Genomic DNA, 16,633 nt, shown 5'->3' with positions numbered 1-16,633 from the left:
TTACTCCGGAGTAATCCGCGCCCTTCCTCCCGCAGTCGTTAGTTACCTGGTTTAACGACCACCAGCACTTGCAACACTTCATTATTTGAACTAGCGCACGCTGAATTCTTTGCACGCTTGCCATTGGTTCGAAAAGACACTGTTGTGGCACACAGCGACTCTCCACCTGTTAGTTATGTCAGTTGTGCATTCGCGCATTCAGGGATTGAATGTTCTTCCTATAAAGTCGCCATCCCAACTTCTGGACAAGGACGACTCGCAAGGAGATGCGTGCATGTCAACCCAGTCCGTTCTGGCCTTCCCGACAACCTTCAGTAACGCCGGGATCCTCGATACCACCTTCGCCAACGGTGGCAATACCCAGGTGTACTTCGCCGGTAGCGTTTCAAGCATGGCCAACGGCGTCGCCATCGATTCCCAGGGTCGCCTGTTGGTCGCGGCCAAGGTCGGCATGCCGGACGGCAGCCGCTTCGGGCTGGCCCGGTTGCTGGAGGACGGTTCGGCGGACTTGGCATTCGGCAAACAAGGCAGCGTTGTCGGACAATTCGAGCCTGGCTTCGAAGCCATGGCCGGCAAGGTCAGGGTGCTGCCCGACGGCCACATCCTGATCGTTGGCCTGCACTACGAAAATGCCCATCGCACACTCCCCGCCCTGGCGTTATTTGACCCACAAGGCTGTCCGGTTCAAGGGTTTGGCGACAACGGTCGCTGCGTCGTGCGTCTGCCGGGCAATCTGTCCCACGGGGTTCGTGATGCCTGGCTGCCGCCCGGTGTACCAGGAGCCGAAGCCTGCGATGCCATCATTCAAGAGGACGGTCGAATCCTGTTGATAGCCAATCATCACTTCGAACTGGCGGACCATACCGGCCTGCTTATACGGCTGGATAGCGACGGCTCGCTGGACAGGACTTTCAATGGCCTCGGCTTCGTCATCGTCCGGCACTTATTGATGAACACTTGGCTCAGCACGCTGATGCTGCAACAGGACGGCCGGATTCTGGTGGGTGGCTCGATCAACTTCCCCGAAGAAGGTTTGCTGGCCCGTTATCATGCCGATGGCAGCCTAGATGAGCGTTTTGCCGTGGATGGCTTCATGAGTTTCAAGGCCCAGGGTCAAAGCGCTCAAGTCAGCCAGATCGTCCAGCAAGACAATGGCGACATACAGTGTCTTGGCAGTAGCCGTGATCCAATGCGTTGCGCTTCTCTGAAGGTGCACAGCAATGGTCGCCCAGACATTCACTGCAATGGCGGTCTGTCACAATTGCTGGAAATCGGCCGCAGCGGCTGCCAATGGACCGCCGCCCAGGTGCAACCGGATGGCAGCGTGGTCACGGCCGGAGCAACCATTGGTGGTGTCGAGGCCGACTTTATTCTTGGCCGATACCTGGCTGATGGACAACTCGACTGCGAATTTGGTAACGGCATCGGATGGATTCGTACACGCCTGGGACGCAGTCTCGATACGGCAACTTCAGTGGCTGTTCAGCCTGATGGAAACATCGTTGTTGGTGGCTACTCATTAGATGGCAACTATCGGGCCGTCGTCGCTCGCTATATGGGTTAGCAAGATAGATTTTTCCTGCACTTGATCTTCTGTTCCGGTTACGGCAACTTGCCCGCTTCTAAAGATAAGGAGTAGCCGATGTCCGGTTCCATGGCCCAGGCGTTCGCGCATAACTTTCTCGGCAACTCACCCCGCTGGTATAAGGCCTGTATTGTCGGCTTCCTGATTCTCAATGCCCTGGTTTTATGGACTGTGGGTCCGGTGGCAGCAGGTTGGCTGTTGGTACTGGAGTTCATTTTTACCCTGGCCATGGCGCTCAAGTGTTATCCGCTGATGCCGGGTGGTTTGTTGCTGGTCGAAGCGCTGTTGCTGAAAATGACCACGCCTCAGGCGCTCTATGACGAGCTGCTGCACAACTTCCCGGTGATCCTGCTGCTGATGTTCATGGTGGCGGGCATATACTTCATGAAAGACCTGCTGTTGTTTCTGTTCTCGCGTTTGCTGCTGGGGGTTCGCTCCAAGGCGCTACTGGCGTTGATGTTCTGCTTTTTGTCGGCATTCCTGTCGGCGTTTCTCGATGCATTGACCGTCACCGCCGTGATCATCAGTGCCGCCGTGGGTTTCTATTCGGTGTATCACCGCGTCGCCTCAGGCACCGATCCGCGTCAGGACAGCGAGTATGGTGATGACCAGAATTTGCCCACGCTTCATCATGGCGACCTGGATCAGTTCCGCGCCTTCCTGCGCAGCCTGCTGATGCATGGCGCGGTCGGCACGGCGCTAGGTGGCGTTTGCACGCTGGTGGGCGAACCGCAGAACCTGCTGATCGGCCATGAGATGGGCTGGCACTTCTCTGAGTTCTTTCTGAAAGTCGCTCCGGTGTCGTTGCCAGTGCTGGTGGCAGGCCTGGTGACCTGCGTCATCCTGGAGAAGGTGCGCTGGTTCGGTTACGGCACGCTGCTGCCGGACAACGTACGCGCCGTGCTGGCCAACTACGCTGATGAAGACAATGCCGAGCGTACTTCGCGTCAACGTGCCGCGCTCATCGTACAAGGCGTGGCTGCGCTGATTCTGATCATCGCACTGGCATTCCACGTTGCCGAAGTGGGCCTGATCGGTTTGATGGTGATTGTATTGATCACAGCGTTCACCGGCATTACTGACGAGCACCGCCTCGGCACCGCATTCAAGGATGCCATGCCGTTCACTGCGTTGCTGGTGGTGTTTTTCGCCGTGGTGGCGGTGATTCACGATCAACACCTGTTCACGCCATTGATCCAGTGGGTGCTGGCACTACCGGCCGATCAACAACCGGGCATGCTGTTCATCGCCAACGGCCTGCTCTCGGCCATCAGCGACAACGTGTTCGTGGCGACCATTTACATCACTGAAGTCAAACGCGCCTTCCTTGCCGGTGATATGACCCGCGAGCATTTCGAGACATTGGCCATTGCGATCAACACCGGCACCAACCTGCCGAGCGTGGCCACGCCGAATGGTCAGGCGGCGTTCCTGTTCTTGCTGACGTCGGCAATTGCGCCACTGATTCGCTTGTCCTACGGACGGATGGTGTGGATGGCGGTGCCGTACACCGTGGTGATGGGAGTTTTGGGCTGGTATGCAGTGAGTTACTGGTTGTAAACACGATCAAAAATGTGGGAGCGGGCTTGCTCGCGAAAGGGTTTGTCAGACAACGTGTATGTTGAGTGGCACACCGAATTCGCGAGCAAGCCCGCTCCCACATTGGTTTTGCGTGTTTAGCGAGGGAGGATGTACTGCTCGATCGCCTGAGCAGCCCCATCTTCAGCATTGGTGCCCGTCACCACATCCGCCTGACGCTTCACCGCCTCTTCCGCCTGCCCCATGGCAATCGACAATCCCGCCACGTGGAACATCGCCGGGTCGTTGCCGCCATCGCCCATGGCGGCGGTTTGCTGCAACGGTACGCCGAGGAACGCCGCCAGCGTCGCCAACGCCTCGCCCTTGTTGGCTTTCATTGCAGTCACGTCCAGGTACACCGGTTGTGACCGCGAAACCTGGGCCTGATCGTCGACTTTCGGCAACAGCTGCGCCTCCAGTTCAATCAGCAGTTCAGTGTTGTTGCTGGCAGCAACGATCTTGTCGATGCGCGCCAGATACGGCTCGAAGCTGTCGACCACCACAGGCGGATATCCGAGCCCATGCTGTTCACGCGGCACCATGGGGCCGTTCGGGTCTTTCACCAGCCAATCGCCGCCACTGAACACCCAAACCTCGATGTCCGGTTGATCGGCGAACAGCGCCAACGTGGTCAGTGCCGCCGTGGCCGGCAAATAATGCGCGACCAGCAAACTGCCATCGGGATGGACGATCGTCCCGCCGTTGAACGCTGCCGTTGGCAGGTCGACGCCCAAAGCTTCGATCGTCTGCAACATCGCCTTGGGTGGTCGCCCCGTGGCCAGGCTGAACAGCACACCGGCCTCGCGCAATGAATGGACCAAATCGATGGTGCGCTGGCTGAGGCTGTGATCGGGCAGCAGCAAAGTGCCGTCCATGTCACTCAGTAGAAAGCGGACAGGTTCACTCATCCGAGGCCGTGCCAGACGCGACCATCGCGAGTCAGCAACGCTTCAGCGGCCTCAGGCCCGTTTTCACCGGCGGCGTAAAGCTGCACCGTGGCATCCTGCTGCCAGGCATCGAGGAACGGCTGCACCGCACGCCAGCCATTTTCAATGTTGTCGGCACGCTGGAACAGCGTCTGGTCACCGGTCAGGCAATCGTAGATGAGGGTTTCGTAGCCGGTGGACGGCTGCATCTCGAAGAAATCCTTGTAGGCAAAACCCAGTTCGATGTTATCCATCTTCAGGGTCTGGCCCGGCCGCTTGGCCAGCAGATCGAACCACATGCCTTCGTTGGGCTGGATCTGGATGCGCAGGTAAGTCGGCTGCAGTTCATCAACCTCGGTATCGCGGAACTGCGCATACGGCGCCGGTTTGAAGCAGATGACAATCTCGGTGTCGCGCACGCTCATGCGTTTGCCGGTGCGCAGGTAAAACGGCACGCCGACCCAGCGCCAGTTGTCGATCATCACCTTGAGCGCGACATAGGTTTCGGTGTTGCTGTCAGGCGCGACCTTTTCTTCCTGGCGATAACCCGGCAGAGGCTTGCCGTCGATTTCACCAGCAGCGTATTGACCGCGTACCGAATTGGCCCGGGCCTCCTCGACCGACCAGGGACGAATTGCGCCAACAACCTTGGCCTTCTCACCACGCACCGCGTCGGCGCCAAAAGCGGCCGGTGGCTCCATCGCGACCATCGCCAGCAACTGGAACAGGTGATTGGGCACCATGTCCCGCAAGGCGCCGGTGTGTTCGTAGAAACTGCCACGGGTTTCCACGCCGACGGTTTCGGCGGCGGTGATCTGCACGTGGTCGATGTAGTGGTTGTTCCAGAACGCTTCGAACAGGCTGTTGGAGAACCGGCTGACCAGGATGTTCTGTACCGTTTCCTTGCCCAGGTAATGATCGATGCGATAGATCTGCTTCTCGGTCATGACCTTGAGCAGGCAAGCGTTCAAGGCTTCTGCGGTGGGCAGGTCGGAGCCGAAAGGCTTTTCGATCACCACCCTTCTGAACGCCTCGGGCGTTTCTTCCAGCAGACCGGAAGCGCCGAGGCGCCGAACGACTTCACTGAAGAAACGCGGCGCGGTGGCCAGATAGAACACCGCATTGCCTGTGCCGCTGTCGGCGATTTTCGCCGCCAGCGCTTGATAAGTGCTGTCGTCCAGGAAGTCGCCCTGGACGTAGCTGATGTTTTTGGCGAGTTGAGCCCACAATTCTGGATCAAGCGACTGATCGCCCTTGCCGACCTTGGTGGCCACCTCGTTGCGAATGAAGTCTTCGAGTTTCGTCGCGAAGCCTTCATCGCTGATGGCGTTGTGGTCAACGCCGATGATCCGCAGTCCATCCCCGAGTAAACCGTCGCGCTTGAGGTTGTACAGCGCCGGCATCAGCAGGCGCTTGACCAGATCACCATGAGCGCCGAACAGAAACAGCGTGGTGGGTGGTGCGGGTTCAGTCTTGGATTTCCTGCGGATCGCATGGGTCATTTTTTCGGTGTCTCCACATGGCCGCCGAAGCCGAAGCGCTGGGCCGAAAGAATCTTGTCGCCGAAGGTGCCTTGGCCACGGGAACGATAGCGGGAGAACAGCGAGTTCGACAGCACTGGCACCGGCACGGCTTGCTCCATGGCGGCTTCGATGGTCCATTGACCTTCACCGCTATCGGCTACGGAGCCGGAGAAACCGTCGAGTTTCGGGTCACCGGCCAGCGCGTCGGCGGTCAGGTCGAGCAACCAGGAGGACACCACGCTGCCACGGCGCCAGACTTCGGCGATGTCGGCAACGTTGAGGTCAAAACGCTGATCTTGCGGCAGGCTCTCGCTGTTTTTGGTTTTGAGGATATCGAAGCCCTCGGCGAAGGCCTGCATCATTCCGTATTCGATGCCGTTGTGGATCATCTTCACGAAATGCCCGGCGCCCGCTGGGCCGGCATGAATGTAGCCATGCTCGGCGCGCTCATCGTCAGACTTGCGGTCCTTGGTACGCGGAATGTCGCCCATGCCCGGTGCCAGGCTTTTGAACAGCGGATCAAGGCGCGTAACGTTTTCGGCATCACCGCCGATCATCATGCAATAGCCGCGTTCCAGGCCCCAGACGCCACCGGAAGTGCCGACGTCCACGTAGTGCAGACCCTTCTCCGAAAGGGTTTTCGCCCGGCGGATATCGTCCTTATAGAACGTGTTGCCGCCGTCGATGATGGTATCGCCGGCTTCGAGCAAGGTGCTCAGGGTGTTGATGGTGTCTTCGGTCGGCGCGCCCGCCGGCAACATGACCCACACCGCGCGCGGCTTGGCCAGGCCAGCGACCAGCGCCGGCAAATCGGATACGCCGGTGGCACCCTCTTGGGTCAAGGTTTCGACGAAGGCGGTATTGCGGTCGTACACAACGGTGGTATGCCCGTTGAGCATCAGGCGTCGCGCAATATTTCCGCCCATGCGGCCCAGTCCAATAATCCCGAGTTGCATGTGCTGATGCTCCCTACTACAAATAAATGTGTGTCAAAGGTTATAGCCCAACGCGACTAATGAGGGTTAGTCCAGAGCGTTGGCGTGAAGTTTCCGGGCATTGTGCCCGATCCAGATGGATAACGTCGGGAATCGTACCGAAGACACAACGACCATGAAAAATAAAAAAGTTCCCTTCACGGGCAAAAGAAATCAAAATTGGCGCCGATAGTAGAGATACCGCCGATTTCAGGCGGTTCTACAGTTGAGACACGCCATTTGCGAGGTGAGCAATGGGCACAGTACACACCGCACTGCCAGCACAAACCCTTTACGTCACAATCCGTCGTGACGAATTGCGCCAGTTGAAAGACGAGCGCGACCAGTTGAAACAGGAACTGGCGCAGTTGCGCCTGCTGATCCAGGGGCAACAGCCCTTACCCGTGACCCAGAGCGCCCCTCACGCCTGACTCCCTCGCCTGAATCGGAAACAGCCCCGAGCTGTTTCCGCTTGCCATAGCCCTTCGCCGATTCCGGCAACTCACGAAGTTTTCACATCCGCTTGTTGATACTCCGGGTCATTGTGGCCGCTCGGTATGCGCGCCCCCGTTCGTCGGCGACTTTTGTGGCCTGGCGATGGAAGTGATCATTGGCTGGAGCATTGAATGGCTTGGTTTAAACGCAGCGATATGTCTGCGAAAGGTTTCGATTGGACAGGGTTTCTCTGGCTGTTCCTGTTCTTCTGGTATTTTTCCGGCATCACCCAACTGCTGATTCAGCTGACAGGCACCTCCGGTTTTACCGGGTTCCGCCAGGCGTTTGTAATGAGCGCGATCTGGCTGGCACCGATGCTGTTGTTCCCCAAACGCACGCGTTTGCTGGCCGCAGTGATCGGCGTGGTGCTCTGGGCCTGCTCCATGGCCAGCCTCGGTTACTTCTTCATCTATCAGCAGGAATTTTCGCAAAGCGTCATTTTCATCATGTTCGAGTCGAACGTGTCAGAAGCCGGCGAGTACATGACGCAATACTTTGCCTGGTGGATGGTGGCCGCGTTCCTCGCGCATACCGCATTCGCCTGGTTCCTCTGGACCCGCTTGCGCCCGGTGTACATGCCGCGCGGTCGCGCGCTGGTGGCGGCAACTGCGATTCTGGTTGCCGTGATCGGTTATCCGCTGATCAAGCAAACCCTGCGCACCGGCAGCTTTGCCAGTGGCTTCGAGAAGTTCGAAACCCGCATCGAGCCGGCGGTGCCTTGGCAGATGGCCGTGGCCTATCACCGCTATCTCGACACTTTGGCCGGCATGCAAGAGATGCTGAACAGTGCCAGCACGATCCCGCCGCTGCACAATCTCAAGGATTCGATGGCCAACCAGCCGTCGACCCTGGTGCTGGTGATCGGCGAATCCACCAACCGTCAGCGCATGAGCCTGTACGGCTACCCACGGGAAACCACTCCGGAACTGGACAAGCTCAAGGACCAACTGGCGGTTTTCGACAACGTCATCACGCCGCGCCCCTACACCATCGAGGCGTTGCAACAGGTGCTGACCTTCGCTGACGAAGACAACCCCGATCTGTATCTGTCGACGCCATCGCTGGTCAGCATGATGAAACAGGCGGGTTACAAGACCTTCTGGATCACCAATCAGCAGACGATGACCAAGCGCAACACCATGCTCACGACCTTCTCTCAGCAAGCCGACGAGCAGGTGTACCTGAACAACAACCGCAACCAGAATGCGGCCCAGTACGATGGCGACGTGATCGAGCCGTTCAACAAAGCCCTCGCTGACGCGGCACCGCGCAAGCTGATCGTGGTGCATTTGCTCGGCACGCACATGAGTTATCAGTACCGCTACCCTTCGACCTTCGACAAGTTCAAGGACCGCAATGGCGTTCCGGCCGGCGTGCGTGACGATCAACTGCCGACGTACAACAGCTACGACAACGCGGTGCTGTACAACGACTTCGTGGTCTCGAGCCTGATCAAGGACTACGCCAAGACTGATCCGAACGGTTTCCTGATGTACCTCTCCGACCACGGTGAGGACGTGTTCGATTCCGCTGGCCATAGCACCCTTGGCCGCAACGAGAGCAAACCCACCGCACCGATGTACACCATTCCGTTCATGGCCTGGGCTTCACCGAAGTGGCGTGAAACCCACGACTGGAGCTTTGCCGGTGACTTGAGCCGGCCGTACAGCAGCTCGCATCTGATCCACACCTGGGCGGATCTGGCAGGCCTCAGTTTCGATGAACTCGATCACAGCAAGAGCCTGGTGAGCGACAACTTCAAGCCACGGCCATTGATGATCGGCAACCCGTACGAGCGGCAGCAGCGGCCGTTGATTGATTTCAGCTTGATCAAGCCGAAGACGGCGGTAGCAGAAGTCGTACAGCAGTGAGTCTGTAGGAGCAAAGCTTGCTCGCGATAGCGTCAGGTCAGCCAACAAAAATGTTGGATGTACCGGCCCCATCGCGGGCAAGCCTTGCTCCTACACGCATGTTTGCGACCAGCAAACCCCTCAAAGATAATAATTATTCTCGTTTAACCCTAAATCCCTCCCCCCTCCTTCGTCTTTGAACAAACGGAATTTTTCCCTCGACGACAAGGAGTCGGCTGCGATGTTCGCGCCTATCACCCGTTCCATGACTTTTACCCTTGGCCTGTGCGGTGCCGCACTGAGCCCGGATTTGCTGGCTGACACCGAAAAAGAGACAGCGCCATTGGCGCCCACGCTCATGCTCGGCGCCACCAGCGTTACCGCCCAGAACCTGGGCAGCACCACCGAAAACACCGACTCATACACCACCGGCTCCATGAGCACGGCCACCCGCCTGAACCTGTCGATCAAGGAAACTCCGCAATCGGTCTCGGTGGTCACCCGCCAGCAAATGGACGATTTCAAACTCGGCACGCTGTCCGAAGCGATGAGCCAGACCACCGGCGTGGTGGTCCAGCACAATGACTCGGACCGGGTCAGCTATTCCTCCCGTGGTTACTCGATCAACAATTTCCAGATCGACGGGATGTTGAATACCTTCAGCTACATGAAGTCCGATTCCGACACCATCATCTACGACCGCATCGAAGTGGTCCGCGGCGCAACCGGGTTGACCACCGGTGCCGGTGATCCATCAGCCACCATCAACATGGTGCGCAAACGCCCGACTTCGCAGTGGGAAGCCAAGACCGGTGTCAGCGGCGGCAGCTATGACGATTACTACAGCTACCTCGATGTCGGCGGTCCGCTGGCCTTCGACGGCCGCCTGCGCGGACGCGGCGTGGTGGCCTATCGCGACAGCGATTCGTACCGGGACAAATACCAGCAGCAGCGGGAAGTCGGTTACGGGGTCCTCGAAGCAGACCTCACTGACGACACGGTATTGGCGGTGGGTTACGACTATCAGAACAAACACGTGCAAGGCACATCCTGGGGCACCGTGCCGTACTGGAATTCCGACGGCAGCAAGGCCAACCTCGGGCGCTCGACCAACATGGCGACGTCCTGGAGCTCGTGGCCGCTCAAGGACAAAACCGCGTTCGCCAATCTCGATCACCAGTTGGGCGGCGGTTGGCAGCTCAAAGCGGCGTACACCCATCGCGAAAGCGATACCGACGGCAAGATCTATTACGGCGGTGGCGGCTTCCCGAACGCTGATCGTAGCGGCATGGTCGCCAACGTCAGCCATATGATCGGCACGCAGAAAATGAAGGCTTATGACTTCAACGTTTCCGGCCCCTACTCGCTGCTGGGTCGCGAACACGAATTGATGGTCGGGTATGGCGAGGCCGAGCGCAGTGAAGAATCGCCCTACACGGTGGACGGTCCGCGAGCGGCGGATTACGAAAATGTCCCCGACTGGAAATACATGGGCAACATCGCCAAATTCCCCGACACCGTCACCAGCCTGACCGGCGCCAGGGACTACACCCGGCAAAAGGCGGGTTACCTGGCCACGCGCCTGAACCTGACCGATGAACTGCACGCGGTACTCGGCACCCGCTATGGCAGCTGGAAAGCCTCCAGTACTACCAACAGCTACGACGATAGCCTTCAACTGAGCAGCGTCGATCGCAGCAGCCAACAACACAACGACATGTGGACGCCCTACGCCGGCCTGCTATACGACCTCACCCCGGAATACACCGTTTACATCAGCTACACCGACATTTTCAAACCGCAGTCCGAACGCGACAGCAGTCGCAAATACCTTGAGCCGGTAGTCGGTAGCAACTATGAATTGGGCCTCAAGGGCAGCTTGCTGGAAGAGCGACTGAACCTGGCCACCGCGCTGTTCTGGAGCAAGCAGGACAACGTCGCCGAACTTGACGACTCAGTGCCGCCAGATCCGGTCACCGGCGAGGAGTTCTATAAATCGGGCGGCAAAGGCAACAAGGTGCAGGGCTTCGAAGCCGAGCTGTCAGGGGAAGTCATGAGCGGCTGGAACATGACCGCCGGTTACACTTACACGCACTCGGTCAACGGCGAAGATCAGCGCAACAACACCAACCAACCGCTGAACATGTTCCGCTTCTCGACGGCGTATCACCTGCCCGGCGAGTGGCAGGCATTGACCGTGGGCGCAGCGGTGAACTGGCAGAGCGACGTCTACCGCGCGGCCAATCGCCCGATCGGGCGCCGCGCCAATGGCAGTCTGCTCACCGAACGCACGAACATCGAGCAGGAGGCGTACACCGTGGTCAACCTGATGTCGCGCTATCAATTCGGCGAGCACCTGTCGGCCTCGTTGAACGTCAACAACCTGTTCGACAAGAAGTACTACGACAACGTCGGGTTTTACAACGGTGTGTATTGGGGTGACCCGCGCACAGTAACCCTGAGCCTGGACTGGAAACTCTAGGCGATGTTAATTCCCATTTAACGGAATCGGCGGATAATGAGGCTCGACTTTGATTCATAGACTCATGGACGAAAGGCATCCGACACCTGTAAGTGGGAGGCACACCATGAAAAGATCTACGTTGATCCTCGCCGTCATCATGACGTTGGGCTCCGCCAGCGCCTTTGCCGAAGGCGGCGCCGAACGGATGCGGTACTACTACGAAACGCTGCAGTACAACCAGCAAGTGGCGCTGGGCAATATCACGCCAGAACAGGCGAAAGAACTGCGCGTCCCGGACGATCAAACCGCGCAGGTGACCGAGTCTTACAGACCGAAATGATTGTTACACCTCTGACTGCTTGCTCTTCAGTCAGAGAAACCTGTTGGGCGTCCTGATGGACGCCCTTTTTTCGCCCGGATTAAAGTGGCTTGATCCAGAACATCATGCGCCCGTGTGCCGGGTCGAACTCGCCAGGCGCAAAACCAAACTTGCCGTATGACGCCTGCGCCACCGCATTACCTTCCAGGACTTCGAGGGTGATTTTGCAGCAACCACGTTGGCGGGCGATTTCCTCGACTTTTTGTAACATTCGCTGGCTCAGGCCCAATCCACGAAACTTTGGCACCACGGCCACATCATGCACGTTGACCAGAGGCCGACAGGCAAAGGTCGAGAATCCTTCAAAACAATTGATCAGCCCCGCCGGTTCGCCGTTGACGAAGGCCAGGACGCTGAACGCATGTGGACGCTTGGCCAACTCGCCCGGCAACTGCTCCAGAACGTCGGCGGGCAAGGCGTGGCCGCCGCCCATCGGGTCTTGGGCGTAACTGTTCAGCACCAACCCGATCGCCTCGGCATGCACCGGATTGGTGAAGCTGGCTTGCAGTACAAGTATTTCTGCGGAATCCATTTCCATCCTCGAAAACATTAAATGACCCAGCGCGCAGTTCGCTCTGGAAGGCCGCACGACGATAGCGCGAGCGCTTTGTGGCGACAATCGGATTAATCCTAATGTCCCCAGATCAACGCCTCGGTCCACCCCAGTTCGGCAAAATCCTCGGCCCGCAGATGCGACTCATCGGCACAGAAAAACTCGTCCAGTTGCGGCGGCTTGACTGAGGTGCCGCTGAGCATTGCGTGAACCTGACCTCGATGATGAATCTGGTGTTCCAACAGATGCGAAAGCATGCGCAAGCGACTGTCGTGCTGCGGCGTGTCCCGGGCGATGGTCACGACTTTGCCCAAGTCGGCATCGCGCAGTTGCTCGCAGTAGGCGATCAGACGACGGTCGACCTGCGCCTGCTCACGCTTGAGGTCCGGGGCTGATGTGAACGGCTCGTCGTCCTTGAAGAACACGAAGCAATCGGGATGCGGCTCATCACCGCGCAATTCGCGCTCAAGGGCGTCCACGTAAAACCAGTCACAGGTCAGGATGTGGTTGAGGGTCGCGCGGATACTGGGAAAGAAACTGACGCGGGGGGCCGCCAGATCATCCGGGCTCAGCTGACTCCAGGCCTTGGCCAGTCGGTGATTGGCCCAAGCATTCTGGTAAGCCATGGTCAGCAAGTGGTGCGAAAGAGGTTGATTCATGGTCAGTCCTCCTGGATATCAAACCTCGGCGAAACGTTGCAGCTGCATTTCCTGCAAACGACTGAGGGTGCGGCGGAACGGGAATTCCAGATAGCCCTCGGTGTACAGCGCATCCATCGGCACCTGCGCCTCAAGATACAGCGGCACTTTGCGGTCGTAGCACTCGTCCACCAGAGCGATGAAACGCCGCACACCGTCGTCATGCACCGATAACTGCGGCAATTCACGGTCACCGGCCTCGACCCGTACAGCGGCGTCTTCAGTGCCCCGGGCGATGCGTCCGGCACGCTTTTGCGCGCTGAGGTTGGGCACGTCACTCAACAGGATAGCGCTGAAGGTGTCGCACAGGGCCATGAAATCCATGGCGGCAAACGGCTGTTCGCAGAGATCGGCGTAACGACACCAAAGCACGGTTTGACTGGCTTGAACTACCGGCAGTGAACGGTAACCGACCTTGATGGGCTCGCCGGAAAGCGCTTGGCCAACGGTCAAAAGCTTGAACACCTCTGCCAACGCACTGGGCTGCCCCGGCGCGGCCACCCAATATCGTTGCAACCCCTGCCCCGGATGCAGGCGATGATCTTCGCCGCCGTCCACCGCGATCACCTGCATATGCTGTTTGATCGCAGCGATGGCAGGCATGAAACGGTCGCGGTTGAAGCCATCGGCGTACAGCTGATCAGGGGGCAGATTGGAAGTGCAGACGACAACCACGCCTTGCTCGAACATCACCTGGAACAAACGCCCGAGAATGATCGCGTCACCGATGTCATTGACGAACAGCTCGTCGAAACACAGTACCCGCACCTCTTCACTGAGTTCGCGGGCCAGCGCCTTCAACGGGTCGGCAGTGCCGGTCAGCTGAAACGAGCGCTGATGCACCCAACCCATGAAATGGTGAAAGTGCTGGCGCCGCGCCGGCACCCGCAGGTTTTGGTAAAACTGGTCCATCAACCAGGTTTTACCGCGCCCGACCGGGCCCCAGAGGTACACGCCACTGATCGGCGTGCGCCCTTCGTGCAGTGCCTCATGGCATTTTTGCAAGGCCCAGACGGCATATTCCTGGGCTTCGTCCTGGACGAAGCCCTTCTGTTCGATGGCGTGCTGCCAGGCGCTAAGGGGAGAGTCGACATTCATGCGCGGCAGTATGCCACCAGACAGCGACCGCTACAGTGAAATGTCCAGTCGGGCGATCTTGCCTTGGTCGTTCAGGCGAAACATGTAACGCAGTTCCAGTGGGCTGCCGGGGAACGTGCCAGAGATGAGGCCATTGACCAGCACTTTGCCGGTGCGCTGTTGCACGCCGAGTACTTCAACCCGAGGCTGGTAACGTTCAGCGGTGTCCTGCATCCATTGGGCGATGGACTGGGTGCCGATCCGGTGCTGGCCCTCATCGAACACATTGGCATCTTCGGCGAAGAAACTGCCGATTCGCGAGGTGTCGCGAGCGTTGGCAGCGGCAATGTAGGCGGCGATGGCAGGCGCCAGTGCAGAGGCGGGATTGGACATGTTACAGCTCCTTGTTTGTTGATTCTGGAACCATGCTAAAACAGCGCTGTGTCAGTTCTTGTCAGGAGTGAAACGCCCGGCATCATCCAGTTGCATCTGCTTGCGCCAGGTGCGCAGCAGGTCACTGCGTCGCCCCGGATAACGCTCACCCTGCTCGCTCGCTTGGGAAATCCGGTCAGTGCGGAAGGTGCGATACGCGCTGCGCAATTCGCACCAGGCGACGATGATTCGCACTTCATTGAGAAACCCCAACGCCAATGGCCAGATCAGCCGTTGACTGGGCACTTGCTGGGCATCGGCGTAATCGATGTGCAATTTGGCCTGATTGCGAATAGCCTGACGAAACACATTCAACGGCACCGCATTTGGCGCGAAGCCATAACCGGACGGCCCCGGCATGACGGTCGGGTTGTGCAGCGCGTCCAGCGCTTCCGGCGCCAGCACTGCGGCAATCTTGGCCAAGGCATCGGCGGCGGCTTTGCTCAGCACCTCATCCCCGCGCTGATCCACGTAACGCAAGCCCAACACAATGGCTTCGGTTTCATCGGCATTGAGCATCAGCGGAGGCAGGAACAGACCACTGCGCAGCACGTAGCCAATCCCCGCCTCGCCATAGATCGGCGCGCCCAGTGCGGTGAGTTCGGCGATGTCGCGGTACAGCGTGCGTTCGGAGATCTCCAGTTCGCCCGCCAGCGTCGCCGCCGTCACCGGGCGGCTTTTCCCGCGAAGCACTTGCAACAACGTCAGTAAACGGGTGGTTCGCGACACGATCGGCAGCTCTGTGCGGAAAATTCGTCGGAGCTTAGCAGAGCTCCCTGTCAGAAACTGGCAGTAGTCGATGCGCCCGTTTGTCGAGGTTTTGGCGTTCCAGAAAAACGCGCCTTGACGATTTAAATGACTAGCATCATATTTTATAAATGTTTTTGATCATCTAAATTAACCGCGACGCTTCCTTCTGGAGTCTTCCCCATGCATTACAAGGTGTTTGGCCGTAAAACCGGCTTGCGTGTATCCGAACTGGCATTGGGCGCCGGCAACTTCGGCACCGGTTGGGGTCATGGTGCGGAACGTGACGAAGCCAAAGCCATTTTCGACGGCTACCTGGAGGCTGGCGGTAACTTCATCGACACCGCCAACGGCTATCAGGGTGGTCAATCCGAAGCCATGCTCAGCGAGTTCATCGCTGCCGAGCGCGATCGTCTGGTCATCGCCACAAAATACACATTGGGCACGACCCCGGCCGCCGGCATTTCCCACACCGGCAACAACCGCAAGAACATGGTTCGCGCCGTCGAAGAGAGCCTGAAGCGACTGAAAACCGATCACATCGATCTGTTCTGGGCGCACATGAGCGACGGCGTGACGCCGATGGAAGAAATCCTTCGCGGTTTCGACGATCTGGTACGCGCCGGCAAGATCCATTACGCCGGACTGTCGAACTTCCCGGCGTGGCGCATCGCCCGCGCCGACCTGCTGGCCGAAGTGCGCGGTTTTGCGCCGATCGCGGCGATTCAGGTCGAGTACAGCCTCGCCGAACGCACCGCCGAACGTGAACAACTGCCGATGGCCGAAGCACTGGGCCTGGCCGCGACGCTGTGGTCGCCGCTGGGTGGTGGCTTCCTCACCGGCAAGTACCGCAACAGCGAGGGCGACAACCGCGCGAGCAAACTGGGCATGCTGGTGCACGCCGAGAAAAGCGCCCGTGAGACCGCCCTGCTCGACACCCTGCTGGCTGTTGCGGCAGAACAGGCGACCAGTCCGACCCACGTGGCCATCGCCTGGCTGCGGGAAAAGGCCAAGCGTTCGACCACTGCGCTGATTCCGATTCTCGGCTCACGCACCCGTGAGCAACTGGATGCGACCTTGGGCGCGTTGAATGTGCAGTTGAGTGCCGAGCAGCTCGTGCGTCTGGATGGCGTCAGTGATGTGGCCAAAGGTGTTCCGCATGAAAGCATCAGCGGTTCGTTTGCGCGGTTCAGCGGTGGTGAAACCCTGGACTTGCCGATAGTCCCGGTGGCCTGAAAAAGCATCGCGGGCAAGCCTTGCTCCTACAGATTTTGTGGTGTTCACATATTTTGTGTTCAGCGAAATTCCTGTAGGAGCAAGGCTTGCCCGCGATGGCGTCAACAGGCTCGCCG

General features: G+C 58.8%; 15 protein-coding genes. 7 read left to right on the top strand and 8 right to left on the bottom strand.

What is annotated here, in order from left to right; all coding sequences use genetic code 11:
* Nucleotides 1-274 precede the first annotated feature (274 nt).
* Nucleotides 275-1,564, top strand: coding sequence for a hypothetical protein (locus tag V6Z53_RS17015; RefSeq protein ID WP_338580763.1), 1,290 nt, complete (start codon nt 275-277; stop codon nt 1,562-1,564).
* A 78-nt stretch (nt 1,565-1,642) separates the two neighbouring features.
* Nucleotides 1,643-3,145 carry a sodium/proton antiporter NhaB gene (nhaB, locus tag V6Z53_RS17010; RefSeq protein ID WP_338580762.1) on the top strand — a complete coding sequence of 501 codons (1,503 nt, stop codon included), beginning with the start codon at nt 1,643-1,645 and terminating at the stop codon, nt 3,143-3,145.
* 116 nt (nt 3,146-3,261) lie between these two features.
* On the opposite strand, the gene V6Z53_RS17005 is transcribed toward nhaB, so the two are convergent.
* From V6Z53_RS17005 to gnd, 3 genes are read right to left on the bottom strand one after another with little or no spacing between them, the layout of a single operon-like run.
* Complete coding sequence (locus V6Z53_RS17005) at nt 3,262-4,071, bottom strand: HAD family hydrolase (protein ID WP_338580760.1); 810 nt, start codon at nt 4,069-4,071, stop codon at nt 3,262-3,264.
* Complete coding sequence (zwf, locus tag V6Z53_RS17000; protein ID WP_338580759.1) at nt 4,068-5,591, bottom strand: glucose-6-phosphate dehydrogenase; 1,524 nt, start codon at nt 5,589-5,591, stop codon at nt 4,068-4,070. Before zwf ends, V6Z53_RS17005 begins: the two co-directional genes overlap by 4 nt.
* Complete coding sequence (gene gnd, locus V6Z53_RS16995) at nt 5,588-6,568, bottom strand: phosphogluconate dehydrogenase (NAD(+)-dependent, decarboxylating) (protein ID WP_338580758.1); 981 nt, start codon at nt 6,566-6,568, stop codon at nt 5,588-5,590. The genes zwf and gnd overlap by 4 nt, the downstream gene beginning before the upstream one ends.
* A gap of 272 nt (nt 6,569-6,840) precedes the next feature.
* Between gnd and V6Z53_RS16990 the strand changes: the two genes are divergently transcribed.
* From V6Z53_RS16990 to V6Z53_RS16975, 4 genes are all read left to right on the top strand, one after another.
* Nucleotides 6,841-7,017 (top strand): DUF6026 family protein, encoded by a 177-nt coding sequence (locus V6Z53_RS16990; protein WP_338580757.1) that lies wholly within the window; start codon nt 6,841-6,843, stop codon nt 7,015-7,017.
* Between the two features lie 195 nt (nt 7,018-7,212).
* A complete protein-coding gene (locus tag V6Z53_RS16985; protein ID WP_338580756.1) occupies nt 7,213-8,952 on the top strand; it encodes a phosphoethanolamine transferase CptA in 1,740 nt (579 codons plus the stop codon).
* A gap of 220 nt (nt 8,953-9,172) precedes the next feature.
* A complete protein-coding gene (locus V6Z53_RS16980; protein ID WP_338580755.1) occupies nt 9,173-11,413 on the top strand; it encodes a TonB-dependent siderophore receptor in 2,241 nt (746 codons plus the stop codon).
* Nucleotides 11,414-11,519: 106 nt separating this feature from the next.
* On the top strand, nt 11,520-11,735 hold the full coding sequence (locus tag V6Z53_RS16975) for a hypothetical protein (RefSeq protein WP_338580754.1): 216 nt from the start codon (nt 11,520-11,522) through the stop codon (nt 11,733-11,735).
* Nucleotides 11,736-11,814: 79 nt separating this feature from the next.
* On the opposite strand, the gene V6Z53_RS16970 is transcribed toward V6Z53_RS16975, so the two are convergent.
* The 5 genes from V6Z53_RS16970 to V6Z53_RS16950 all read right to left on the bottom strand — a co-directional run bounded on the left by V6Z53_RS16970 (nt 11,815) and on the right by V6Z53_RS16950 (nt 15,263).
* Nucleotides 11,815-12,306: a GNAT family N-acetyltransferase gene (locus V6Z53_RS16970; protein ID WP_338580753.1), complete on the bottom strand. Its 492-nt coding sequence runs from the start codon at nt 12,304-12,306 to the stop codon at nt 11,815-11,817.
* 98 nt (nt 12,307-12,404) lie between these two features.
* Nucleotides 12,405-12,986 (bottom strand): DinB family protein, encoded by a 582-nt coding sequence (locus V6Z53_RS16965; protein ID WP_338580752.1) that lies wholly within the window; start codon nt 12,984-12,986, stop codon nt 12,405-12,407.
* Nucleotides 12,987-13,004: 18 nt separating this feature from the next.
* Nucleotides 13,005-14,123 carry a cell division protein ZapE gene (gene zapE / locus V6Z53_RS16960; protein ID WP_338580751.1) on the bottom strand — a complete coding sequence of 373 codons (1,119 nt, stop codon included), beginning with the start codon at nt 14,121-14,123 and terminating at the stop codon, nt 13,005-13,007.
* Between the two features lie 30 nt (nt 14,124-14,153).
* Nucleotides 14,154-14,495, bottom strand: coding sequence for a nuclear transport factor 2 family protein (locus V6Z53_RS16955; RefSeq protein WP_338580750.1), 342 nt, complete (start codon nt 14,493-14,495; stop codon nt 14,154-14,156).
* Nucleotides 14,496-14,546: 51 nt separating this feature from the next.
* Nucleotides 14,547-15,263, bottom strand: coding sequence for a YafY family protein (locus V6Z53_RS16950; protein WP_338580749.1), 717 nt, complete (start codon nt 15,261-15,263; stop codon nt 14,547-14,549).
* A 201-nt stretch (nt 15,264-15,464) separates the two neighbouring features.
* Between V6Z53_RS16950 and V6Z53_RS16945 the strand changes: the two genes are divergently transcribed.
* Nucleotides 15,465-16,517 carry an aldo/keto reductase gene (locus V6Z53_RS16945; protein WP_338580748.1) on the top strand — a complete coding sequence of 351 codons (1,053 nt, stop codon included), beginning with the start codon at nt 15,465-15,467 and terminating at the stop codon, nt 16,515-16,517.
* Nucleotides 16,518-16,633: the final 116 nt, after the last annotated feature.

Origin of the sequence: Pseudomonas sp. MAG733B (genome assembly GCF_036884845.1) — a bacterium.
Classification (GTDB): Bacteria; Pseudomonadota; Gammaproteobacteria; order Pseudomonadales; family Pseudomonadaceae; genus Aquipseudomonas.
This window is presented reverse-complemented; position numbering and strand designations above follow the sequence as displayed.